Here is a 25,245-nt window from a genome sequence, read left to right as displayed (position 1 = left end):
TGTCTTCTTGCAGCACTTCTAAGAGCAAATCAGATTCCATCAGGCATCAGTTATCAGTTGCTTACAAGAGCGGATGATGCAAGTGAAGGTTATATGATTCATGCTTTAAACACTGTGTATATAAAGGATTTAGATAAGTGGATCAGACTTGATGCTCGAGGAAATAAGAAAAATATTAATGCATTTTTCAGTTTGAATGAGGAACGCTTGGCTTATACAATCCGAAGTGATCTTGGTGAAATTGACTATCATGATAACCATGCAGATTTGGATGAAAGATTGGTTAATATTCTGATGCAAAGTGCGGATATCTTGGAGCTTACAACTGATTTTGAGTTTTAGTTAGAATTTCATTAATATGTGTTTTTTCATAAAGTTGCACTTTGAAAATGTTTATTATTAATAAAAATTATAAGATTAAATAACGACCATTACATTATGGTGATTTTTCATGGTTTTTACTATTGATGATATTAGAAAAAGAGTTATTCCAATTGTAATTAAATATGGTATAAGTACTTTTAGTCTTTTCGGATCTTACGCTCGGGAAGAGGCCAATGAAAATAGTGATTTGGATTTTGTAATGGATAAAGGTGATTTGAAAGGTCTGCAATATGTTTCTTTAGTCCAAGATTTGGAAGATGAATTTAATTGCCATGTTGATGTAGTTAGTAAAGGCAGTTCAAATAAAAAATTTCTCGAAGCAATAAGCAAGGAGGAGGTTCTTTTATATGAACGAGAAAGATAAAAGAAGTGCAGAAACCATAATTGACTATTGTGGCCGTATTGCTGATTATTTAAATCGATGATGATGATAAAGAAATTTACATGTCTGACAGTTTATATAAAGATGCTTGTGCATTAGTTATAATCCAAATGGGAGAATTTGCCAATAGATTTTCAGATGAATTTCTTGAAGAATATGATGGAATTGAATGGGGTCAATTAATTGGATTGAGAAATGTCACTGCCCATAATTATGAAAATATAATTGATGATATAATTTGGGAAGTTATGCATGATGATGTTCCAGAAATTAAAGAATATTTAGAAAAAATTCTTTATCATTAAAGTTATCTTCAATTCAAATATTAAAAAAATAATAAATATTTTGTATAGTATACGGGCAAAATCCATTTTAAGAAGTTTTTTAAATTTATAAATGAATATTATTATTTTATTTTAGTTTTAATCCATTATAATGAATGGTGAAATCACATGGAAAAATTATTTAATGGAAACACCAAGTATTGATTATATCGTATGGCTAAAACTGTTGGAGTTTACATCAATGCTGATGATATAAAAAAATCTAATTCCTGCAGTGATTTGGGGGGCTACATTGAAAACTGAAGAACTTAGGGGGTCCATGATTGAGAAAAATAAAGATTTCACATTTGAAACAGTACTTTTCACAGAAGAAATCTAAATTAATAAAAAAAGCTAAATAAAAATGATATTTTTTTTATTGTAATTCTTGAACTTCTAAGTGCAGTGTCCACTGGTAATTGGACAAACTACAATTCATATGATTGCTAAAAATACACCAATTGGTTCAAGCAATGCTGTTACCATATCATTTGCTACAACTGATGGGGTTGTCGCATAGATTACTGCAAGTTGTGATTGTTCGTGGAAAAATGCCAATGCAATCGCAGCCCAGAAAAGAGCAGTCAATCTCTCTAAAACCATAGCTCCGAAAAATATGTGTCTCGCATCATTTTCATTCTTAATGCATCTGGCAACGATAGGGGATTGTGATGCATGAACACCGGAAATAGCGCCATATACATTAGTAACAAATAAAAATGGAAATATTGCATTGTCAGTCGAGTATAGTCCTTGTGTTGTAAATTCTAGAATCTGGTATGTGGAATTTAAAAGTAGGCTCCTTGTCATCAATATTGATTGGGATGCTTGTTAAATTACCGATTAATGCTACAGATTATGTTGAAAAAACAGCAGCTCCAAGAACTCCTGTTATAATAGTAACAAATGCAACAAATTGTCTAGCTGTTGTTTCAAGGTACTTTAAGATAATTGCAGGCATTGTAAATCTGTCGTTTCTTAAAGACATGAATCCTGAGAAGAAATCATGTGTCACACCAATAAAAATTGTACCTAAAGTAATCCATAAAAAGCTGTAGACCAAATAAAGCTAACGGAAACTATCAAAAGGGATAATTCAAAATTTCCCGTAAATTTTATCCCGTGGTTTTTTCTATTTTGTTGGTTTATATTTACTATATAATAGTGCAGCAAGAGTTGATATCACTAATATAAATATGCTAATTAATGTAATGGATGAATCAGTGAATACAAAGCCTTTATAAAAGTACTCGATAAAAGTCATGAATAATGGGATAAAATACCATTGAGCAACATAAATTCCAGTTACGTGTTTACTTAACATGGTAAATCCATTAATGGGTATGTCGGGTAGAAATTTAGATATATTCCAACAAAAACCTAATAATCCATGAATTAGAATTATACATACTATTGCATCAAGGGTTGTGATAAAATATGCACGTGCATTATCAGAGATGGATCCTGCAGGTGAGGGGGATAAATTACAAAGAATAAATATTAATGGAATAATTAAAAATACAGGCCATAATTTAAAGAACTGGGATTTGTCTTTGACTCTAATGAAATAACTTCCATAAAATATACCTGCTACTGGAAAGATAAACCAATTGAATAATGGAAATGCCGTACATTGGTGAAGGATGGTTCCTATAAAATATCCGAAGAAATAGTTTAAGAAGATATTATTAAAATCAACAAAGCATACAAAACTTCCGATTATAGAAAATACAATTGCCAGAATCAACATTTTTTCATTAGAAATATTAAATCTTTTAAGAATTCCAATAAGTGTGAATGCAACTCCAGCAAATATTAAAATATCGACCTTAAACAATGGCAATAATGTAATCGGAGTATTAGACATATTTAACATATGGCCTAAAACATTTGGGATTATTTGTTCTCCAATATTTACAAAATATCCAATCAACAATAATTCCACGCCTCTTTTAATAAGAAGATCATATTGATTATGTCTTGAGTAAATGATGCCTATTCCCATACAAAACATGAAAACAGGTGCAGCAATGATTGCCACAGTCTGATTTAAAATCAATTCAAATCCTGGGCTAATTGAAATGTTAGAAAAAGATGCAAAAACTATTGCATGACAAAAAATCATGAAAATAATTGCCAGTGCTTTTGCAATATCCAATTCCTTTTGTCTTCCAGTATTAACTTTTTTATCTGCTATGAAATTCATTTTTTAAACCCCATAAAATAATAGTATAGTTTTCCCAACTTTCAGTATGATTATGTTTTGATTTTTATTTGATATATAATTATAGAATATATTTTTGAATACTTCATTAGGAAAGATTCATTTCAAACAAAAAACATTTTTTAACAGTTCGATATTTCCGAACAGTCCAATAAAACATTATAATATCACACATAATTTAAATTATTATTGGCTAGTTGTTGATTAACATGTTTTTTGGTTGATGATTAATTTTTTAAAGTTCTTTTAATTACTTATTTTCAGGATTTAAACGAGTTTAATTAAAAATAAAAAAAGCAAGTTGGGTGATGATTAAAGTTGATGATTAATGTTTTGTAAAAAATTTTGTCGTTATTTGTTAAGAATGTGGTAAGTATACAATTATTCTTGTAATTGCTATTTGTAATGAAATTTTAATAAGTTATTTACTTCAAATGTGAAATTTTTTATTAATCAAGTCAGACAAAATAGCAAGTATGCGATTTTTCTATTCATTACTTTTTATAAGTAAAATTTTAGTTAAAAATTTATATAATTTGGAGTCTAATATTAATGCGTAGAGCTAAAAGTACATTATATTTTGTATAGTATACGGGCAAAATCTTTCACAATAATTTATCAGTTGATTGTAATAACTTTAAATTAATTTTTTTTTAAAATATATTTATATATTAGTAATGTGCTGCAAATATCAAATATGTCTTATTCAATGTGTGGTAGTGTTAATTAATGTTAATTAACACGTATTCGCATTTTGCTTCATTTCTAATTCCCCATCCCCATCCGGTAAATCCGGAAGACACTATTTGTTTCATATCTCCAAAGCCATATTCTCCATAAGTATTGGTTCCTGTAAGTTCTATCATTTCTTTATATGGGAATACTTGTCCTCCGTGGGTATGGCCTGAAACTTGCAAATCAACACCTAATTTTGAATTTTCCATTCCTTCTAAAGGCTGATGGTCTGCAACTATCACATATTTTGACAAATCACTTTCATTTAATATTTCACTAACATTTGTTCTATCTGCAGCTCCATCCCATTCAGCGTCACTTCTTCCAACAAGAACTATATCTTCATTAATTGTTGTTTTATCATCATTCAGTATTCTTATTCCATTTTTATTGATTGTTTGATTTAATTCAATGTCTGTAAATGTTCTGTTCCCATTTTCATAATCTGTTTGTGAAGGTTGCGTGTCGTGATTTCCAAATATGTAATATGTACCGTATGTTGAGTTTATTCTACTTAACTCTTTAAACACTTCCTTCATTTCAGAATTGCTTGTTCTTTCATCAACAATATCCCCACCTAAAACAACAATATCGGGTTTCATATCATTAATTCTTGAAATTGAGTCATTAAGCAATTGGGGATTTTGGACAGTTCCATAGTGTGTGTCACTGATGAATATTACTTTATATGAATCATTGCCTATTTTTTGTGTTGTCATATTGTATTCTGTTTGATCAATATGGTTCATCCCATATGCTCCGATTATGATTATAATTATGAAAAAGATTAATGCTAGCCCACCTTTTTTATGAATTTTCGGTATGAAGTTTAAATATCTGTCTTTAAGAGGGTATTTTATGATTAATCTTAGGATGTCTGCAAATAACGAGCATAAAAATATGTATAATGTGTATATTGCAGCATTTGACCATATATTCAAACAGCATAGGAATGCGAATATGGAAATTACGGTACTAATTAATATTTTGTTTTTAGATAATTTGGAGTCATTAAAAGCATATTTCACTCTAAAAAATGAATATATTCCAATGACGATTCCAAAAATGATTCCTATTGGCAGATATTGGGGATAATAACCTAATGTAAAAAAATGGAGGTGGTTCATATTATCTATTCCATATTTCTGATTTATTGTTGTTATAACATTTTCTATTTTCAGTTTTTGTAGCATATGAACTGTTTTAAAATCAATGTTTATAAGAAATTTTAAATCAGCAACGCTTTTGAAAGAGTTCTCATTTATAGTAATCTTTTTATTAAATATAACATATATGTAACACTATGTTTGGAACAGTTTTTTATTTTCCATGGGAAATTTATCTGATTTTATTCCTGCAAAGCTCCCTGCCGGATTTTGTATTGGGTTTCTTTAAAGTTGTAGCGAATGTTGTTTCTAAAAATGTCCTTGCATTTATATTTATTTCAGTTTATTTGGTATACAACAAGGATTGGGGTAAATTCACATTGCTTTCATTATGTGTGGCTGGAGTGTGCTGTGAATTTATTAAAGTGACAGTTGCACGGTTACGACCATATGCCGTCGTAGATAAAATCAAGTGTATTTATGCCAATGTACCGGGTCAGAATCCTTTGGACTTTAAAATTCAGGGATATTCTCTTCCAAGTGGGCATTCTATGATGGCAACCAACTTGTTTTTGGCCATTCCAATATATATTAGGAATATTCCTTATGTTGCTATTGGTTTAATAGGAGTTTTGATTGTTGCACTTTCAAGAGTAGGATTGGGTGTGCACTTTCCGACAGACACTATTGCAGGTTTCATCATTGCTTTGGTGATAATATTAATATTGTCCTATATTTTTGATAGAATTGAGAACAGAGCATATCTCTATTTGGGTATTGTCGTATTGTCTATTTTGGGAATTGTATTCTGTCCTGTAATTAGTTATATTAAATATGTGGCATTGGCTTCAGGTATTTCATTAGGTTTTCTTTTTGAGGAAAAATACGTTAACTTTGAAAACCCTAAAAGCAAAAGGGATGCAATAGTCAGATTTGTGGGCGCATTAATATTGTTTGCATTGCTTTTTGGATTAATTCCAAAACTTGCAGGCGGCGGCGAGTTAATTGATTGTATCAAGTATTCTTTATTCACATTTATAATACTTGCTGTATATCCTTTAGCCTTTAAAAAGATTGATAAGAATGGATGATTATTCTATTCATCTAATTTACTTTTTTTGAATTGTTCTGGTTTAAATGCGCCAACATAGTGTTAATTTTATTTATTTTTTTTAAAATCCAGTGTTGTTGATTCTAACGCAACAGGTTTTGTTGCTGTTAAATATGATGATACTGTATTTAATATAGAATTGAATAATGGTGTGGGAACTTTAGTTACTAATTTACATTATGGTAGTTATGATGTTAATTTAACTTATCTCGGTGATGATAACTTTAATATTAACAGTACTAAATTCTCATTCACTATTGTTGAGCCATCTAAAGAAAATACTTCAATAGTTTTAGACGTTAAATCTGTTGAAAACAATGTAACATTTACAGTTAATGTTAATCCGGATGCCACTGGTCTTGTAAAATTTGTTGTTTCAGGTGCAGAAGAATACAATTTATATGTTGACGTAACATGGTAAAGCAATTCTTGATGATGTCTTAACTACGGGCAATTACACAGTAAGTGTTATTTACATGGGCGATTTAAGATTCAACTCCAATATTACTTCTAGTGATTTTACTGTTGTCGGTCATGTTAAAAAGGACACTCCAATTAGTGCCCGTGTAAAAGTAAATGGTTATCGTGTAACTATTGGTGTTAGTGTTGATTCTACTGCTACTGGTTTTGTTAAAATTAAATTGGATAATGCTATAGTTAATATTGAGTTAACTAATGGTGTCGGGTCTTTAATTACTAATCTGGGGGCTGGAAGTTATCATGCTGATTTGACATATTTGGGTGGTGATGATTTCAATCCTAACAGTACTAAAGTTTTATTCACTGTTGTTGATCCGGTTAAAGAAAACACTCCAATTAATTTAAATGTTGGTACTGTTGGAAATAATGTTACTTTCACTGTTAATGTTGATTCTGCCGCTACAGGTCTTGTAAAATTTGTTGTATCTGGTGTTGAAGAATACACTTTGTATGCTGATGTTGTTGGGGGTAAAGCAATTCTTGAAGATGTTTTAGCTGCCGGTAGTTACACTGTTGTTACAACTTATTTAGGTGATGCTAAATTTAATGCTAATGTTACTTCAAAAGAATTTGAGTTATCAGTTCTTGTCAAGAAGGATACTTTTATTTCAGTGCTTCTGGTTACTCAGGGTAATAATGTGAACATTACAGTCAATGTTGAGGATGATGCTCAGGGTTTAGTCGAATTGAGCATTAATGGAAACAGTGTTTATCTTAAAGTTTAAAACGGTACTGCAAGATATGCTGGCGTACTGCCTGACGGCATGTATAATTTCACTGCTACTTATCTGGGTGATGATAAGTATAACATTAATTCAACTGAAGGTAAATTTAACGTGGGTGCTGTTTTAAAAACAGTTCTTTTTGCACTGAATTTCAATGTTTTGTATAATGATGCAGGTAGGAATATTCTTGTTATCGTAAAAGATGAAAATGGTGTTTTGTTGGCTGGTCAGAAGGTTTCCATTGAAATTAATGGTAAAACTAATGTTGTAACTACAAATGACAATGGTCAGGCTAAATTAACCACTGTCGGTTTGACTCCAAAGTTATATACTGCTACTGTAACATTCTTTGGCAATAGTAAATATGCTAAATCTACAACCACTGCTAAAGTCAGAGTTGTAAAAGTTAAATCTTTAATTTATGCTAAGAATCAGGTTTTCAAAACAACTTTGAAAGTTAAACAATATGCAGTGATATTTAAAGATTATAATAAAAAGGCCATTAAGAATGTTAGTGTGACTTTGAAGGTTAATGGTATTGTTTACAGTGCAAAAACAGATGCTAATGGTAAGGCAATCTTTAAGATTACTAAATTAACCAAAAAAGCCAGATTCATTGCAGCTATACAATTTAAAGGAGACAATTCATATCTTGGAGCAACTAAAAAAGTAATTATAACATGTAACTCGTGGGATTAAATAAATCTCACTATCTTTTTTTTATTTTCAGATCAATTTCTTTCATTTGGATTGCTATATTCATTGCATTTTGAGGTTTTTTATTTTTAATCGCTGCATTTTGATTTTATGGATGGCGAAAATACTTTCAAATTAATTAATTCAATATTACTGTTTGTTTTTAGAAATATTGTTTTGTTGTTCTTAAATATTTTAAATGATTTACTTTGTCTGTATTTTTGATTATTTGTAGCATATTTCTATTTAAAATATATTCGTACTGTAGATGTATTGTCATGTTCTAAAACTTTATATGCTGGCTTTATTTATATGTGTCGTGTTATTTTTAATTCATTACTGATTTTTTAAAAAAATATTGGCTTTACTTTCAATATTTTGTATATTTATCTCTTCGGGTGTTGTTTATGTACTTAGGGCTATTGGTTTATTGTATGCCGATGCATAATATTAAACCTTTTTTTCTTTTTATACCTATTTTTCATAAGTCCTTTCAATCTCTTAAAGGGCGATTATTTTTTTAAAATTTTTTATTACATTTCTGCCATGTATCTTGCAGGAGGGGACTGTCTTCATGTTCATAGATTTTGGTGGTGGCGGAACTGAAATGTTGGCAAATATGAATAAATGTGAAAATACATATATTATTCTAAAAGTTTTAATAAAACATGGGTAAATGATAATATTTGGATAATTTCTTGAAATATTTGTCCAATTAATAGTTTCTTTAATTGATTTAAAAACTAACTTTCTTTTTTTGACATTATGTACTGTAACACAAGATATGCGCCAAGAACTGCACTGAATATAAATCCTACAAGTCCTATGAGTGGTAGTCCAAATATTTCAAATCCTTTATCTGAATACATTGCAAGGGAAGATCCAATAATCATTGCAGCTAAAACTAATGATACTGAAAGCTGGTGAATAATTTCATTGATTCCTTGGTGTTTTAGTTTTACTTCGATTTCTCCCTCTTCAATCTTGTTTATGGTGCTATTTATGGTGTCTGGCAAATCCTTTGCTAAATGTTCGAGTTGCAACAGATAATTTAAACTTACTTTTGCAAGTCTTTCAGGTTTATATTTATTTATAACAATTTTTCTAGATAATTTCTTCAGTTCTGCCGCTGCATTGAATGTAGGGTCTAATTTTTTACCGGTATCTTCAATTAATGTTATTCCTCTTCCGATCATTATAAATTCTCTAGGAAGCACAACATCATGTTTAATCATTACATTGACCAAATCTTCAATTAATCCGTCCATTTGTTTTAACTCAGCACCATAATAAAGATTAAATAAGTCGTCTATGTCCGCTTTCAGTTCGTCAGTATTTTGTGAGGGTGTTATTATGTTCATGTAAATTAGCTGTTTGGCAATGTCGTTGGAATTTTTACTGATTAAAAGCAATATTAACTCTGCCAGATTTTCTTTAAATCCTTCATTTAATATTCCCATCATTCCCATGTCTATGTAACAAAGCTTATTGTCTTTTGTCACAATCAAATTTCCAGGGTGAGGGTCTGCATGGAAAAATCCGTCTATCATTACCTGTTTGAAATATGATTTGACTCCGTAATTGGCAATTTTTTTCTTGTCAATGTTTTTGTAATCTTTCTGGAGAAGGTTTGTAACTTCAATTCCATCTATCAGCTCCATTGTAATTACTTTTTCACTGCAGTACTCAGTATATGCTTTTGGTATTTTGATATATGATGAACCTTTAAAGTTATTTGAAAGATTTTGCATATTCATTACTTCTTCCAGGAAATTAATTTCTTTCATGATGGATCTTTCAAATTCACTAACCATCACCGGCAGATTGAGAGGTCTTATTATTGTGAGGTATTTATCAATTCTTTTTACAAGGAATTTCATTATTTTAATATCATTTTCAATGATTTCGCGTGAATTAGGTTTTTGGACTTTGATTGCAACTTTTTCATTGGTTTTTCTTAATCTTGCTTTATATACCTGTCCAATTGATGCGGAACCTATGGGAGTTTCATCAATATTGATGTAAATCTCTTTCATTGGTTTTCCAAGTTCCGATTCGATTACTTCTTTTATTTCGTCAAATGGTGTGACTGGTGTATTATCTCTAAGTTTTTCCAGCTCTTCGGCAATATCTTTTCCAACAAGGTCGGGTCTGGTACTTAACATTTGACCCAGTTTAATATAAGCAGGACCTAATTCTTCCAGCACTTTCCTAATTCTTAATGGGATGGATTCATCTGGAGTTTCATCAAATCCTTCCTGTTTTGAAAGCTTATAATTTCTTAAAAAAGGAAATTTTTTAAAAAAAGTGTTTTCTTCGATTAAATATCCGAAATCATTTTTTTTCAAAACTTTATAAATTTCATTTAATCTTTTTAGGTTATCGTTTCTGCTGCTGGTTTTAACTTTCATTAATAAAAAATAGTCTTAAGTAACATATATTTTTTTAGAATTTTCACATGCTCTCAACTTAATTTATTGTTTCTAATTTTTTCATGTTTAAATTGGTTTGTAGTTAATTGAAATTCTTTAAATTCATTAAGCAATAACAATGAAGATATTCAACAGTATATGTATCTATTACAGGTTAATTTTATTTTCAGATGATTTGACTGAGGATTTAAAGTCTGTTTTTGGGATAAATAAATATCAATAAACTTTTAAGACAAAAGTTGTTGTTGGAATTTTCATTAATTAATCTTTTAATGTTTAAATCATCTGACAGATGATTTTTAAATATTGATTTCAGCACTTTTAATAGATGGAGCCTGTGCTGCATCAGTAAATAATTTCAAAGTAGATCAAACATACAAAAATGTATATAGTAGTGACTATTACTCAGTATACGCTGACGGCAACCAAAACGGGGAATTTTAATTTTCAAAAACGTGAACGATGATGTATATGGTGATGTTGTAAATGATGATATTTTTGACAATGTTATTCATCATGATGGTAGGGAGTACATTTTCCCTGATGACGACATGAAAATTGATAAAAACTCAGACAACTCTGCAAACTTCAAAGATTATGACCACGCAACCCATGGAGTCAGTGAAGTTGTAAAAGTCAACGGTGAAGAATACATTGTTGCAGTTTGGGCAAAAGATAGCAGTAATATAAATGGCAGCAATTTAATGTCTAAATTAACTCAATTTAATAAAAACAATAATGTTAAACCTGTTGCATTCTAATTAATTTGAGAATGCAGATGCAGATGTTAATTTACATCTCTAACTTTTTTTGTTATTGTCATAATTTGACAGTTATGTTTGTTTTAGTTTTTTTCATTTTAAATTGTTGATTAGATAATTTTTAGATGTGAGTATGTACTTGCATTCGAAAAAATTTATATATTTTCTTTCGCATATCTAATTACTACATGTAAAAAGTTGTGTTCTTTTCAATTAACACAATTATTATCATATAATTTGGTGATTATCATGGATCTTTCAAAAAAATTATTAATTTTACTCGCAATATTTTGTGTAATTGTCTCTGCGGGAATTGTTTGCGCAGAAGATGACGGTGGTTATGCAGGAAGTAACTATGTTGATGATGGTGGTTGGGCTGGTAGCCAATACAACGAAAGTGAAGAAAATGGTGGTTATGCTGGAAGTAACTATGCTGATGATGGTGGTTGGGCTGGTAGCCAATATAATGAAACTTTAGAAAATGCAACTGCAGCAAATCAGACAGCTCAAAATGCAACAAATGGTACTGTTGCTAATCAGACTGCTCAAAATGCAACTAATGCCACTGCTAATCCTCTTCAAAACATGTTAGCTACTGGTAATCCAATATTAATTTTAATAATTGTAATTGCAATTATTGGTGCAGTAGTTGTTATAAGAAGAAGAAAATAAATATTATTGACTTTTTAATTTGAAAGCAGAATTTTATATTCTTGCTTTTTTCAATTTTTTTTTTTAAATTTCAAGTAATTGAATTTTTTACATTTTTATTATATCTGGTATTTTTTTAGAATTTTTCTAATATTCTTGCATACACTACTTTTAAATTATCATCTGATTTTTCATAAATTCTTTTCAGAATCAATTCGGGTGTACTTTTAGCAAAAAAATTCATTTTAGGTGTTCTATCAACTATTAAATTATAATCTTCATCCAATCCTTTCGCTTCAATTCCATCTACTCTAATGTCAGTATAATTCATTATTTCTCTTGCCATATGTGTAACTATAATTCCGTATGAATTGGACTCTTTAATCATATCAATAAATGTTGAAATGATTTTAACAGCTGCATCAAGTTCGGTAATTCCTTCAAGTTCATCAAGCAATACTAGCTTCTCACTTTTTGTTGTGACAATTGGAATGAATACATTTAAGAATGATTCGAAAGCCCCTGCATCAAGGGATCTTTTTTTAGAGAAATGATAAATTTCATCGGCAATTTTTATTTCACATGCCTCGGCACTTACGGGAAGTCCCATTTGGGCCATTATTTGAATCTGTGTCAATGTTTCAAGAAGGGTTGTTTTTCCTCCGCTGTTGGCTCCTGTTAAAAGAGCAATATTTTCATTTTTGGTAAGTTGATAGTCAATTTTTTGGATGTAATCCTTGTCTTTTTTAAGTGCTAACTCTAAATGTAGTGCTCCATTCAATCTGATTTCATCGCTAAATTTTGGTCTGCACAAATCATATTCGTATGCAAAACTACCTAGACTAAATTCATAGTCAAATTTTATTGTGTCTTCAACTTCTTCAATTGCTCTTTTTTTAATGGAGTTCAATTCAATTGCGGCACTTTTTTTAATATCATAAATATCATTTTCTTTTTTAGAAGACTGTTCTAAAGTCACCCTTTCGATTTCACTTTCGTCGATTTGGATGGGGTATGTTCTAAGGTATGGGTCAAAACTCAGACCTGTTTTTTCTCTGATAATTTCTTTTCGTTTATTGATAATTTCATCAAAAATTTTACTAATCTTTGGGGGGAAATTGTTATTTAATAAATTGAGTATTTCATCTCCCTCTAGATCAACTTGTTTAATTGATTTTTCCAACTCTTCATCCATCTCATCTTTAAGTGAAAGTACAAGGTCTTCAATGTCCACTTCTCTTTTGTCAATGATATTCAATTCATTGATAATGGGAATTATTTCTCCCAATACACTATCTTTGTTTCTAATCTTTTGAATTTCATGAACTCTTGAAAATAAATCTTTATTTTGAATAAAAAAGTTAATAATTTTTTCAGGAACTATTTCATAGTCATTATCATCAATGCTAATCATGATGACATTTGGCATTCCTTCAAAATCAAGTATTCCTTGTGAATAAACATAAAATACTAAATCATAATTCCTCATTTCTTCTTGAAGCAGCGGGGAATCATTAGCAGTAATAATTGGATAATATTGGTTCAGTCCTAAATCGGTGAGGTAAGAATTGTCCTCAGCACTTTCAACGAGTATGACTTTACTTGGATCATATTCCGGTTTTGCCTCTTCAACTTCTTTTAAGTTTTTCATCAAACCTCTTAATTTGATAATTGGGAGTTGTGAGACATGTTCTTTTGCAGACATTACAAAATCTAAACGGGAGTTTATTTTTCCGATGTCTTTTGATGGGGAAAGTAACAGAATTCGGTTTTTGGAATAATTTGTGTTTGAGTAAGAAATGATTTTGTTTATTATGTCTTCATATATTTCCATTGCCCGGTCACTTTTGATAAACTCATATTGGGGATTATTTAATAATTGGTTCATTATTTCAATCGCTTTTCTTTGACTGATGCCTTCAATGTTTGCAATTTTTTCAACATCAACATTGGCAACGATTTTATGAAGTTCCTCTTCCCCTCCAACACTATTAATGATTTTTTCAGAGATTTTATCTCCTATTCCTTTTATATTTTGCAATGTTATTCTTTCCCCTTGCATTTTTACCAAACCCCTTTTAGTATATTATTATAATTTAATATATTATTCGATATTTCCAAGAGCATTTGAAAAGTAATGTTAATAGTTTCCCAATGTATTTTCAAAACTATATTTTTCCAGCTCTTTTTCATTAATTTTACCTTCAAGTGCTGATTTATATACATTAACTACATTACAATATGCATTATCTCTCCATCGCCCATCTATTGAAAAATTCATAAAACCAATGTTTTTTAGATGAGTAATGTCTTTCAGCAGTGAAAGGTCTTCAAAGTTAAATATTATTAGCTCTTCGCCTGAAAGACTTTTGTGAATTGGATATCTTTTATTTTTTCTGTCAATAAGGTAATTTTCGGAATTGTTTTTTAATTGTTTCAATTCTTTTGCATAAAGCAGAAGATAGCGTGTTTTCATTAATTCGACAGCTCCTTGAACAAGTATTTCAACTTTATTTGGGCATTCACAGTATTTAATTAGGTCTTCATAATCTTTTTTTGTTAATTCTGGTGATACTGTTAATATTTTATAGTTTTCAAGGATATTGATGCTTTGAGTATTTGTAATGTTCAGTGAATAAGGTCCATAATCTCCTTTAAATGAGCCTGCCATAATTGGAAGACTGTAGTGCATCTTATTCAATATGCCTCTAACTTTATTTAAAACTTTAATTAATTTGTCATGGGTAATGTCTGGCCATTTCCAGATTAGTTCGTAATCTTTTGTTTGTGCAATTTCAAAAGCTTCTTTTAAAAAACTAATCATGTAATTTAGATTGTAATTCTCAGTGTGGTGGATTTCCAAATTATCGTATTCTGGAGGAATTTCCAAATAAACTCGGTTTACATTATCCAGGAGTTTGAGATGTTCTAAACTGTTTGTATAAAATGATATATTTGGTGCTTCATTGATTTTTTTACTTTCTTTCAATTTTAGGTTGATGTGCTTTGATTTATGTTTGTATAAATTAATTGATTCATTTTCTAATTTTTTAAACAGATTTCTCCGAAGTTCATTGATTTTGCTTATTGGAATGAATAGAGTTCCATCATAGTTAATGTTGATTTGGGTAATCTGATAAGGGTAGTTATCAATTTTTGATAATTGCTTTTCTATAATTTCTCGTGTTACGCTTTTTTTAAGTGGTTTTTCAAAAGGAGTTTTTCCTCTGACTTCGCATTCTATTTCTCTTTTATTTGCTAGTGTAAGTCTTCCTTTAAGATGTGGAAATTTATTTTTAACGGAAAATGTTAAAATCAGTTTGGATTTTACATAGCTGTGTCCTTTGTTTTCAATTTCATGAGCTTTTTTAATTAAACTGTTTTTCTTTGTTAAATAAACCGTGCTGTCAGTTAAATTAAAATTGCTTTTTTTATTCTGCCATACTTTTTTAACAATCAAAACTTTATCTTTTCGAGTCAAATCCTTAACTTGCTTGTTTTTTCCTTTTTTATAATGATTAAGTGTTGTTAAAGTTGGATTTTGAGAAATTTCAAATCCGTAATCATTATTATTTTTAATAAGTAATAATCCATCTCCTTTTGTTGGAATATTATTTATTGAATCGTTTATTTTTATTGCGATTTGGTTTTTTTGTGAATCTATTACTTTACCTATTTTTAATCCCACGTGCCCGGCTCTTAAACTTCTTTTTGAGGTTTTCTCAAATTGTCCTGGGATAAAACCTCGATTGAATACTAAAGAAAGTTCTTCACTTTCCATTTCTTTCCCGCTTTTTAACTTATTCAATGCTTTTCGGTAGTTACTGACGACAATTGCCAGATACTCCTTATTTCTCATCCGGCCTTCAATTTTAATGCAGGAAATATTTAAATCTGCGATTTCTTTTAACTTTTCAAATAAATTCAAATCGCATGGGGACAGGTAATAATCTTCTTTTTTTATTCCTGAAACTTTGTATTTTTGTCTGCATGGTTGGGCACATGTTCCTCTGTTGCCACTTCTGCCACCTTTAAAACTGCTCATCAGGCATTGGCCGGAGTATGAATAGCATAAAGCGCCATGTACAAAAATTTCAAGTTCCATATCTGTTTTAAGATTTTGAATTTCATCTTTTCTCATCTCGCGAGGTAAAACAATTCTTTTAATTCCTTTGCTTTCCAGATATTCTATTTTGTGCTGGTTTTCGCAGGTCATTTGGGTGGATGCATGAACTTTAAGATTTGGCAGGTATCTGTTGATGAGTTCCACCAAACCTAAATCCTGGACTAAAACAGCATCTACTCCCATCGAATATAGGTTAGCCAAATAATTAATGACATCTTCAAGTTCATCCTGTTTAATTAATGTGTTGACTGTAACATAAACCTTAACATTATGTGTGTGGGCTATGTTTACTGCTTCATCAATTTCATTTAATGAAAAGTTTTGTGCAAACTTGCGGGCACCATAGTCTTTTCCTGAAAGATAAACGGAACTGGCTCCCGCATTTATCGCTACCTTCAAATGGTCCATTGATCCTACTGGTGCAAGTAACTCTGGAATTCTCATTATTTGTCCTCGTGCAATCTTCCTTCAATATAATTACCTTTGTTGATGTAGGATTGTGAGAAATCCATAATCCGGTATTTATATTCTGTTAATTCTTCCTGATTTTTGTTCCTGAGGCTTTCATTATAAATTGACAATATCTGTGAAGTGTATTTTTCATTTGAGTATCTGCAGTCTAGAATCAGTGAATCCAAGCCAAATTCTTTAATTTCATTGATTTCTTCAATTAGGCACAGGCAGTCTTTGTTGATGATGTGGCTTTGCTTGTTGTAATCGAAAAATATTTTATATTTGAATTTTTTTCTTTTTTTATCTTCTAATGTAGCATAATCAGCATCGTTGGATATAATAAAGTCTTTACCGTCATTTAAATTGGTAAAATCATCTTTACTCACAATCACTTCCAAGTTTCCATTAACAATCATCTCAAGGTCAATATTTCTGTCTGGTGTTTTATTTATCAATTCTTTTATTTCTCTGCCTGAAAGTTCAGATGATATAATCAATGATTTGAAACCTGCTTCGTTTAAGTTACGCACACAAAAGCTGTTCCATACATTTAAATTGTGATTTCCATAAATAGGACATTCAAATATTTCACTCATTCCCGGAAAATCACCCATCACTGAAATTATTATTCCTTCATTTTCAAGCTCCTTAACAATTTCACTGCATTTCACTGCTTCATTTTCAGATATGAATGAAGATAAAACCCAAACGAATTCAGTTGGAGATGACATCAGGCTGCCTTTTTTCAAGGTTTCTTTTATATTATTAAAGTAATCATTGGGATTATTGTAATGGCAGTTGCCGTCGAAGTATATTCTTTTAAGGTCAAAGCCTGATGCGGCTCTGATTTGTGAAATGTCGTCTATGAATAATGACAATTTCGGCGTTTTGTTTTTGTTTTTTCCTTTGAGTTTGTCATAATCCTCATAGAATTTAGTCAAATCTTTACGAACTGCTTTCACGGATTTTTTAGTTGGTGTGTAATGATTAATTAAAAACTCAGTAGCTGTATCAAGAATTTCACGTCTGATTTGATTGATTTCACGGATAGGTATAAAAATGTCCTTTGGCATGTTATTGAATCGGACTGTTTCAATATAAAATGGTGTTCCTCCAGTCTTTTTAAGCTGTTTTTCTATGATTTCTTCTGTCACAGGTTTATTTTTAGCTTTTTCGAATTTACCTATAGTCTTATGTCTGAAATTAATCAGTTCATCATCTAAATAATATTCCACTTTGGTGAATAGGTTTAAGTTTTCATCCCATGTCATGGATAAGCTGAGGGCAACATTGTTTTTAATGTTTTCCTTTTCAAATTGTTTTAGATATTCATGTGTTGATTTGGAGTAACTGATGAAAACTTCAGTTCCTACTTTAACAAGGCGTGTAGTGTTTATGATGATTTCATTTTCGTCCTGTTTTACGATATCCTCCAGATAAATTCCTTTAATTTTTCCATTGTATTTAAAAGCGATTCCGTCACCAGGTTCTAAAATAACTGGAATTTCTTTATTCTTTATTTCAATTGTAACTTTGGTGCCTTCAATATCGACAATATCTCCTATGTATAATCCTTCATGTCCTGAATGACCTCTTCCCATTACTTCTCCAGGTTGGTCGCCCATTATATATCCGTCGGTAAACTGTCTGTTAAAAACAAGGTGCAGGTCTTTTTTGTAATCTCCTTCGTTGCCGTCTATCAGATTGCGGTAACTGTTAACGATTGTTCCGATGTAATCTCCAGATTTCATTCTCCCTTCCAATTTTAGAGATTTAACTCCTGCATCTGAAATTTCTTTTAAATGATTGTAAGTTGCAAGGTCATGAGTCGACAGAAGGTAACCATTTCCAATATTGTATCCTCTGTATTTTAAGCGATATTCTCGTCTGCATGGTTGGGCACAGGCCCCACGGTTTCCGCTTCTTCCGCTGTTATATGAAGACATATAACATTTTCCGCTGACACAATAACATAATGCACCGTGTCCGAATACTTCAATATCCATGTCAATATTATCTTTTTTAAGCTTATTGTGAATTTTTTCAATTTGTTTGATATTGACTTCTCTTGGAAGAACTACTCTTTTTATATTGTTTTTTGAAGCCCATTTGATGGAACTGTAATTGTTCAGCCCCATTTGTGTTGATGCATGAACTTCCAAATCCGGTATGAATCTTTTTAAAAGCCATATTAAACCAAAATCCTGTACAATAACTGCATCCACACCTATTTTGTATAAGTTAAATAAGTATTTCATCACATCAACAATTTCAAAATTGTTTATCAGAGTATTTACTGTTACATGGACTTTTGCACCATTTAAATGGGCATAATTAACTGCTTTTTCAATTTCATCCATTGTAAAATTTTTGGCATATGCTCTTGCACCGTACTGTTGACCAGCCAAATAAACTGCATCTGCGCCGGCATTAACTGCAATAACCAATACATCATATGAACCCGCCGGGGCTAATAATTCTTCTAAAACCATTTTTTTATTACACCTTAACAATCTATTCATTTATATTTTTAGAATTGATTATATATTAAATTAAACATATCATAAATTATGTATATAGTTTTTGAAGGAATTGACGGTGCCGGAAAATCCACACAAATTCAACTGTTAAAAGAATGGCTGGAAGCTAATGGGTTTAGAGTGGAAACATTAGTGGAGCCGACTGATTCGGAAGTTGGAAAATTAATTCGTAAATTTTTACAGCATCCTGATGCAAACAGCGAACAATTTCAAAAAACATTGGGTTTACTTTTTGCAGCAGACAGAATGTTAATTATGGATAAGTTAAGTGATGATTCGAAAATTTTTATTTCTGACAGGTCATTCATATCTTCGCTGGCTTATCAGGAACCTGCTGAATGGATTGAAGTGCTAAATAAATATGCTAAAAAGCCTGATTTGTTGTTGTTATTGGATTTGGATGTTAAAAAATCAGTTGCCCGAACTTCTGGTGAAGATACATTTGAGAATGAAGCTTTTTTAACTGGTGTTAAAGAAAATTATTTGAAGTTATCTAAAGATTTCACCTGTGAAATCATTAATGCAAATAATGGTGTTAATAAGGTGTCTTCAGATATAAAAAAAGCGGTTGCACCATATCTTGGAATTTGTCCTGATTGCATTTTATAATCTTTTTTTTTAATAGCACTGAGCGTGTTTCAAAGCCCAGTGCTAATTCGGATTTTTGGATTAATGTTTAGATTTGTTTAGAACAAATCATCATAGAGGCTTGAAAATGTATTAACAAATGATATTATACTAATTTATTCATAGGGTGGTAATCTACAGGTTCTGTTCCTAATGGTTTCGCAGCTTCTGAAATGAACATGTCAGTTTGAGCTACTGCAGGGAATGCAATATCTGCATTTTCAATAGGTCCAAATAAAACAAAGTCTCCTGCACACATTGCCTGAACGATGTTTGTTCCAATATCACAAACAGTAAATGCTGTTTTATGTCCGGCTTTTTTATATTCTCTTAACCAGTCCCATGCGGATGGTACATTGTGAATACCTGATCCTACTGGATATCCCCATTTAGCCTTTTCAGCAAATGAGGTTCTAGCAGCAATACCTGCGCCTTGTCCTAAAGGGGTTACTGCGGTATCCATCATAAATTTGTCAATGAAAAAATTAGTTATATATGTTAAAAGTCGTTGTTTTTTAAAAAAATGTGGAATGGTTTAAAATAAAATGGTGTTTAGTTTATTATTAAAAATGGGAGGAAATTATTTATTTCCTTCTAATTCTTTTAATCTTTCACGAATTGCATTTTCTAAGAATTCTCTAACTTTTACAAGCTCATCATATTCTCCAATTATTTTTGGTCCAAATTCAGTTTGTTCTAATGTAATATCGAATTTTTCGAATGCATGAGCAAGCATCTGTTCACCGACACCGTTTGGTATGCCCATTTCATATTCTTGTTTTTCTTCAACCATTAGTTTTCCTCCATATATTTTCTTACAGGTTCAAAGAATTCAATTAGGAAGTCTTTAATTCCATTTTTCAAATCCATTGGGTGTAAATTACCTTCGCTGAAATCTTTAATTAATTCATCATGTGTAAGTTCAATATCTCCGCCGAATTTTTCAGGTCTTTTGATTAATAATTTATCTTGATTTGGGAATACAAAAGTTTCTGCAATTTCAATCATTGGATTGCCTTCAACTTCACCTTGTGGGCAGTAGCTTTTGTTGATTTTTTTGGAGATTTCTTCAACAGAATCATCAACTGCAATGTAATTTCCTTTGCTTGAAGACATTTTAGCATCACCGTCAAGACCATGCAATAAAGGGGTGTGGATACAAACGGGAACATTTTCACCAATTTTTTCTAAGTTTTCACGTGCCAGCATTTGGATTTTTCGTTGTTCCATTCCTCCAAGGGCAACATCAACTTCAAGTGCTGCCATGTCAACAGTTTGCATGATAGGGTAAATTACACTAGCTACTTTCGGATTGTCGTCTGCACGACTTACCTGATCCATACTTCTTCTAGCTCTTTTTAAAGTGGTCATGGTAGCTAATTTATAAACTTTATCTGTATAATCAGGTTCTAATTGGAATGATGAACCATAAACAAATTCAGTAGTCTCGTCAAGGCCTAACGCTTGGAAACATTTTTTATTGTATTCTGCGGTTTCTGCAATTTCTTCAACGGTTCCTTTTCCATTTAAAAATGCGTGATAATCTGCAAGAAGGATTTTAATTTTAAAACCTAATTTCTGTAATTGCTTTAATTTTTGCACTGTTACTGCATGTCCTAAATGGATTTTACCTGATGGTTCATAACCTGTATAAGCTATAGGTTGGTCTTTTTCAAGAACATCTTTCAATTCTTCTGTGTCTATAACTTCTAAGGTTCCTTCTTCAATTAATTGAATTTTTTCTTCAATATTCATTTTATCACTTAGTCTATTAAATAAATGTAATTGTCAATTTTAATGAGTTTGATTTCTGCTCCAATTTCATAATCTTCAAATCCTTCTTTCATTTCCAAATCTACTGCGGAATAGTCACTTGGATCTAGAATTTGAATCATTTTCGGAGATTTGGATATTATTGTTGTAGTTTCAATTTCATCCTGCTTTTTAACAAATTCAATGTTTTCCATATTTTTTAAAGGAATTGTGAATTGTTTGTTATCCTTTGCAATATCTATACATATAATTCTATTTTTATCAATATCTTTTACTTGGGAAAGTTTATTTTCGTATTTTATGAAGTCTCCGATTTCGAATTCGGGGATTCTTACTGAAATCCATATTCTATATAATCCTTTTCCTGTAGATTTATCTTCACTGATAAGTCTGGGAGATTCTTTAATTACTCCTCCGAATTCATCTTTCAGAGCATCAGCCACTTTTCGCCCGGTTTTTAAAGAACCTATGTAATAATCATATCCTTCTTTTAATTTAGCTATTTGGGGGCAATACGCAAGTTTGTCTTTTTTACTTTGTTTGATTAGAGTTCTCTCAACAATTTCATCAGCTTTTGCATATTCTTCAGATTTTATTTCTCTGTTGTCTGCTCTAAATTGGATAACTGACTCATAGTATCCTGCCTGCAGTTTGCTGCATGTTGGACAAACGGTTTTCAATATTTTAACTTCAGTGTCATGGGTTTCTTCAATCTGTTCACCGTAAACTTCTCCCACAACTTCCACATAACAACTTGCTATTGTGCCTTTCATCTGGTCAATTTCAAGGTTGATAATTTCGTTCGAAACTTCGTCAGCTATTTGTATATTGCGTTCAAGTGCTCTGTAAATGATTTCTTCTTCGGGAATATTTTCTTCACTCCATTTTCCCTCTTCAAGTTTACTGTTGCAATGACTGCATATCTGAATTTCAATGCGTTCTGGAATTTCAATCATCTGAAAATCTTTTAAAAAACAGTCTATACAGATGTTACCTATCATCTTTTTTTCAGTACTTCCGCACTCTACACAAAACATGATATCGATAAAATAAGTAAAAAAGGTAAAATTATAATGATTTTAAAGGTGCTGTTGCACCGCATGCAGCACATTTAAGTAAGAATATTCTACCTTCTCTGATAATTCTTGTATCTGGTCTGTTACATTCATGACAAATAACATATTTGTCTACATAATCTTCAATTCTTTCATTGATTAGGTAATGGGTAAATTTACCTTGCAAAATTGCTCTTTGACCTTCAATATTTCCAGCAGTACCTAATTCTCTCATCAAAAATTTTAATAAGTGCTGAGGGTCTCTGTTTAAACCTTCTGCAACATCTTTAAAGTTTTTAATGAATGTTCTATTACCTTGGATATCTGAATAAGCTTTAGGAATTTTAAATCTTTTGTGTTCAAATACTTCTGGAGGTAATTGGTCTATTGCTCTTTCTAATAAATCTTCGTATTTATCCATATTATCTCTCCGTGAAAATTAGTATAAGTATAATATATTAAATTTTATTTTAATCCTTTATTAATGTATTGTTATTTTTGAAAAAATAAGTAAATTTATTTAAAAAAATAAAAAGTATGAGAGTTATGACATCACTCTCTTAAAGTAGCCGGTGTCTGGTTCGTAAATGACACCTTTTTGTTGTAAATTACGAACAATGCTTTCCACTTTTTCTTCACTGACTCCAAATTTCTCATTCATGTTGGATATTAATACATTTAATGGAGCTGATCCAGCATATTCTTCTTCAAGAAGGGCAATTTCTTCAGTAACTCTTTGAATCTTGTCTCTGTCTGATTTAGGTGTTCTTCCTTCCATTATCTCAATATCCATTTCACCGGTTTCAGGGTCAATACCTACTTTTTTAAGACAAGCCATTTGTAACCTTACAGCTTTGTTAGCATCTTCTTTATCTACGGTCTCTTTAAGTTTAATCTTTGCGCTGGCTTCTGCCAGACGAATGATGGCTTCTAATTGTCTTGCAGTAATTGGAACTGCACCTTGTTCTTCAGGGTTACTGTTCCTTGTATTCACGTAAAAGTCTCTTAAAACTTCGTTAGCTTCATCGGTTAATGTTGGGTTAACGGTTTTACGAGCGTATGCAATATATTTTCTGAGCAGCTCAGGTTCAATTTCATAATCGATTGTATTTTCTTTGTGTATTTTCAAAATGTGTTCTGCTAATTTGGAATCTCCTTCTCTGCTTGGTTTATCTTCAATCACGAAGATTAAATCGAAACGAGATATAATTGGTGCAGGCAAGTCGATTTGTTCTGCAAGTATTTTGTATCTGTCAAATCTTCCGAATTTAGGGTTTGCAGCTGCAAGAACGGAACATCTTGAATTTAATGTTGCCATAATTCCTGCTTTCGCAATACTTACTGTTTGTTGTTCTAATGCTTCGTGAAGTGCAGATCTGTCTTCAGACCTCATTTTGTCCAATTCGTCAACACATACATTACCTTGGTCCCCAAGTACCAATGCACCTGCTTCAAGAGACCATCCTCCAAGTTCATCTCTTACTGCAGCTGCAGTTAATCCTGCTCCGGTAGTACCTTTTCCACTTGTATAAATACTTCTAGGAGCAAGTCTTGAAACATATTTCAAAATTTGAGACTTACCAATACCGGGATCACCTACAATTAGGATGTGTATGTCTCCCCTTAATTTTGTTTCATCTTCAAGCTGTTTTGCAGATCCACCGAATAACTGCAATGCAATTGCTTCTTTTACATCTCTGTATCCTCTGATTGAGGGTGCTGTGGATTTGATAATCTTGTCATAAATGTGAGGGTCTTTTGATAGTTCTATGATTTTTTCCTCATCTTCTTCTGATAGTTGCAGCTCTTCAAATTCCTGTTCTAAAGGCTCGATATGATTAACATAAATGTAATTTTTAAATTTACCGCTTCTTTCTTCCCTAAATGTTCTTAATGTTCCAGTTATTCTTACTTTATCTCCTGGATTCAATTCATCTACTAGATCATCTTCTAAAACCATTAACATTTGTTTTGGTTCAGTTCCCCCAGATAAATTTTCTAAAGGCTCTTGCATTCTGGCGGTCTGTGTGTCTATGTATTTTGATTCCTCTTGAAGCAATCTGAAAGATCTTCCTCCGCATTCACTGCAAAGTGATGGTTCTATTATGGTATTGCTTGAAGTCTGTTCAACCTCATGCAATCTCATACATCCTCTACATTCAAATACTCCAGTTTCAATACGTGGCCTTATTTCATCAGTCTTTCTTACAATTCCGTCAGCGGCAACAAAGGTACCGATATATTTACTCAATAATGTTTTCAAAGGAATTACATTAGAAAGATTTTCAAACCTGATATGGATGTCAGCATCCTTTACAAGAGGGTCTATGTTTTTAATAGCAATTTGAGCTGCCTGAATAACCTCTTCAGGTTTATCTATTAATAAATCTGCCAAGTCAGGATCAAATATTTCTAATGCATTGTAATCTACATTAAGTGATCTTTCATCGGGATATTTTTCAAGTATTTCAAAAACATCGTCCTTGTATGAAGTAGAAAAAAATTCTTCAAATTTTGCAATTGATGTTTGTGATTTAGTAGTGGAATTCATTATCTATATTTTTATTTTTTCATACTTTAAAAATTATTGCATAGAGCATTTGAAAACTAATTTTTCTAATTGGTAAACATTAAATACTAAAATTTATAATATAGATATAT

General features: G+C 31.1%; 24 protein-coding genes and 1 pseudogene. 11 read left to right on the top strand and 14 right to left on the bottom strand.

The annotated features are described in order from the left end of the window. The 3 genes and pseudogenes from Q0P94_RS04750 to Q0P94_RS04740 all read left to right on the top strand — a co-directional run. A pseudogene (locus Q0P94_RS04750) lies at positions 1-342 on the top strand (transglutaminase domain-containing protein); the annotation flags it as partial. Between the two features lie 109 nt (positions 343-451). Further along, positions 452-748: a nucleotidyltransferase family protein gene (locus tag Q0P94_RS04745; protein WP_058738610.1), complete on the top strand. Its 297-nt coding sequence runs from the start codon at positions 452-454 to the stop codon at positions 746-748. Between the two features lie 53 nt (positions 749-801). Then, positions 802-1,071 carry a DUF86 domain-containing protein gene (locus Q0P94_RS04740; RefSeq protein ID WP_367270203.1) on the top strand — a complete coding sequence of 90 codons (270 nt, stop codon included), beginning with the start codon at positions 802-804 and terminating at the stop codon, positions 1,069-1,071. Positions 1,072-1,524: 453 nt separating this feature from the next. Here the strand turns inward: Q0P94_RS04740 and Q0P94_RS04735 are convergent, their stop codons facing one another. From Q0P94_RS04735 to Q0P94_RS04720, 4 genes are all read right to left on the bottom strand, one after another. Beyond that, positions 1,525-1,899 (bottom strand): carbon starvation CstA family protein, encoded by a 375-nt coding sequence (locus Q0P94_RS04735; RefSeq protein ID WP_295114289.1) that lies wholly within the window; start codon positions 1,897-1,899, stop codon positions 1,525-1,527. A gap of 46 nt (positions 1,900-1,945) precedes the next feature. Next, a complete protein-coding gene (locus Q0P94_RS10510; protein WP_367270202.1) occupies positions 1,946-2,104 on the bottom strand; it encodes a hypothetical protein in 159 nt (52 codons plus the stop codon). A 117-nt stretch (positions 2,105-2,221) separates the two neighbouring features. Continuing rightward, positions 2,222-3,295: a heparan-alpha-glucosaminide N-acetyltransferase domain-containing protein gene (locus Q0P94_RS04725; protein ID WP_295114285.1), complete on the bottom strand. Its 1,074-nt coding sequence runs from the start codon at positions 3,293-3,295 to the stop codon at positions 2,222-2,224. Positions 3,296-4,035: 740 nt separating this feature from the next. After that, positions 4,036-4,797 carry a metallophosphoesterase gene (locus Q0P94_RS04720; protein WP_295114283.1) on the bottom strand — a complete coding sequence of 254 codons (762 nt, stop codon included), beginning with the start codon at positions 4,795-4,797 and terminating at the stop codon, positions 4,036-4,038. A gap of 109 nt (positions 4,798-4,906) precedes the next feature. Here Q0P94_RS04720 and Q0P94_RS04715 point away from each other — a divergent pair, with 109 nt between their 5' ends. The 5 genes from Q0P94_RS04715 (at position 4,907) to Q0P94_RS04695 (ending at position 8,169) form a co-directional block, all read left to right on the top strand. Then, complete coding sequence (locus tag Q0P94_RS04715) at positions 4,907-5,143, top strand: hypothetical protein (RefSeq protein ID WP_295114281.1); 237 nt, start codon at positions 4,907-4,909, stop codon at positions 5,141-5,143. A 208-nt stretch (positions 5,144-5,351) separates the two neighbouring features. After that, complete coding sequence (locus Q0P94_RS04710; protein WP_295114279.1) at positions 5,352-6,245, top strand: phosphatase PAP2 family protein; 894 nt, start codon at positions 5,352-5,354, stop codon at positions 6,243-6,245. Positions 6,246-6,416: 171 nt separating this feature from the next. After that, the gene (locus tag Q0P94_RS04705) at positions 6,417-6,686 is read left to right on the top strand and encodes a hypothetical protein (protein WP_295114277.1); all 270 of its coding nucleotides are present in this window, start codon (positions 6,417-6,419) and stop codon (positions 6,684-6,686) included. A 55-nt stretch (positions 6,687-6,741) separates the two neighbouring features. Next, positions 6,742-7,470: an Ig-like domain-containing protein gene (locus tag Q0P94_RS04700; RefSeq protein ID WP_295114276.1), complete on the top strand. Its 729-nt coding sequence runs from the start codon at positions 6,742-6,744 to the stop codon at positions 7,468-7,470. A gap of 39 nt (positions 7,471-7,509) precedes the next feature. Continuing rightward, a complete protein-coding gene (locus Q0P94_RS04695; protein ID WP_295114274.1) occupies positions 7,510-8,169 on the top strand; it encodes a hypothetical protein in 660 nt (219 codons plus the stop codon). Positions 8,170-8,909: 740 nt separating this feature from the next. Here Q0P94_RS04695 and Q0P94_RS04690 read toward each other — a convergent pair. Beyond that, on the bottom strand, positions 8,910-10,577 hold the full coding sequence (locus Q0P94_RS04690; protein ID WP_295114272.1) for an AarF/ABC1/UbiB kinase family protein: 1,668 nt from the start codon (positions 10,575-10,577) through the stop codon (positions 8,910-8,912). Between the two features lie 476 nt (positions 10,578-11,053). Between Q0P94_RS04690 and Q0P94_RS04685 the strand changes: the two genes are divergently transcribed. Together Q0P94_RS04685 and Q0P94_RS04680 are read left to right on the top strand one after the other, a co-directional pair. Then, positions 11,054-11,359: a hypothetical protein gene (locus Q0P94_RS04685; protein ID WP_295114270.1), complete on the top strand. Its 306-nt coding sequence runs from the start codon at positions 11,054-11,056 to the stop codon at positions 11,357-11,359. Between the two features lie 249 nt (positions 11,360-11,608). Beyond that, a complete protein-coding gene (locus tag Q0P94_RS04680) occupies positions 11,609-12,031 on the top strand; it encodes a hypothetical protein (protein ID WP_295114268.1) in 423 nt (140 codons plus the stop codon). A 115-nt stretch (positions 12,032-12,146) separates the two neighbouring features. On the opposite strand, the gene Q0P94_RS04675 is transcribed toward Q0P94_RS04680, so the two are convergent. The 3 genes from Q0P94_RS04675 to Q0P94_RS04665 form a co-directional block, all read right to left on the bottom strand. Continuing rightward, positions 12,147-14,072, bottom strand: coding sequence for an endonuclease MutS2 (locus Q0P94_RS04675; protein WP_295114266.1), 1,926 nt, complete (start codon positions 14,070-14,072; stop codon positions 12,147-12,149). Between the two features lie 78 nt (positions 14,073-14,150). Continuing rightward, positions 14,151-16,580 (bottom strand): U32 family peptidase, encoded by a 2,430-nt coding sequence (locus Q0P94_RS04670; RefSeq protein ID WP_295114264.1) that lies wholly within the window; start codon positions 16,578-16,580, stop codon positions 14,151-14,153. After that, on the bottom strand, positions 16,580-19,081 hold the full coding sequence (locus Q0P94_RS04665; RefSeq protein WP_295114262.1) for a U32 family peptidase: 2,502 nt from the start codon (positions 19,079-19,081) through the stop codon (positions 16,580-16,582). The genes Q0P94_RS04670 and Q0P94_RS04665 overlap by 1 nt, the downstream gene beginning before the upstream one ends. Positions 19,082-19,159: 78 nt before the next feature. Here Q0P94_RS04665 and tmk point away from each other — a divergent pair, with 78 nt between their 5' ends. Beyond that, a complete protein-coding gene (tmk, locus tag Q0P94_RS04660; RefSeq protein ID WP_295114260.1) occupies positions 19,160-19,738 on the top strand; it encodes a dTMP kinase in 579 nt (192 codons plus the stop codon). 124 nt (positions 19,739-19,862) lie between these two features. Here the strand turns inward: tmk and Q0P94_RS04655 are convergent, their stop codons facing one another. The 6 genes from Q0P94_RS04655 to mcm form a co-directional block, all read right to left on the bottom strand. Beyond that, positions 19,863-20,288: a hypothetical protein gene (locus Q0P94_RS04655; protein ID WP_295114296.1), complete on the bottom strand. Its 426-nt coding sequence runs from the start codon at positions 20,286-20,288 to the stop codon at positions 19,863-19,865. Between the two features lie 48 nt (positions 20,289-20,336). Beyond that, complete coding sequence (locus tag Q0P94_RS04650) at positions 20,337-20,549, bottom strand: hypothetical protein (protein ID WP_295114258.1); 213 nt, start codon at positions 20,547-20,549, stop codon at positions 20,337-20,339. Beyond that, positions 20,549-21,511 (bottom strand): tyrosine--tRNA ligase, encoded by a 963-nt coding sequence (locus tag Q0P94_RS04645; RefSeq protein ID WP_295114256.1) that lies wholly within the window; start codon positions 21,509-21,511, stop codon positions 20,549-20,551. The genes Q0P94_RS04650 and Q0P94_RS04645 overlap by 1 nt, the downstream gene beginning before the upstream one ends. Before the next feature lie 8 nt (positions 21,512-21,519). Continuing rightward, entirely contained in the window at positions 21,520-22,575 is a 1,056-nt protein-coding gene (locus Q0P94_RS04640) for a 60S ribosomal export protein NMD3 (protein ID WP_367270201.1), read from the bottom strand. A gap of 22 nt (positions 22,576-22,597) precedes the next feature. Beyond that, positions 22,598-23,005 carry a translation initiation factor IF-2 subunit beta gene (locus Q0P94_RS04635; protein WP_067040760.1) on the bottom strand — a complete coding sequence of 136 codons (408 nt, stop codon included), beginning with the start codon at positions 23,003-23,005 and terminating at the stop codon, positions 22,598-22,600. A gap of 123 nt (positions 23,006-23,128) precedes the next feature. Continuing rightward, complete coding sequence (gene mcm, locus Q0P94_RS04630; RefSeq protein WP_295114251.1) at positions 23,129-25,135, bottom strand: minichromosome maintenance protein MCM; 2,007 nt, start codon at positions 25,133-25,135, stop codon at positions 23,129-23,131. Between the last annotated feature and the right edge of the window lie 110 nt (positions 25,136-25,245).

Source organism: uncultured Methanobrevibacter sp., assembly GCF_946184425.1.
Classification (GTDB): domain Archaea; phylum Methanobacteriota; class Methanobacteria; order Methanobacteriales; family Methanobacteriaceae; genus Methanocatella.
The sequence above is the reverse complement of the archived record's forward strand: the minus strand, read 5'-3'. Positions and strand labels throughout refer to the sequence as shown.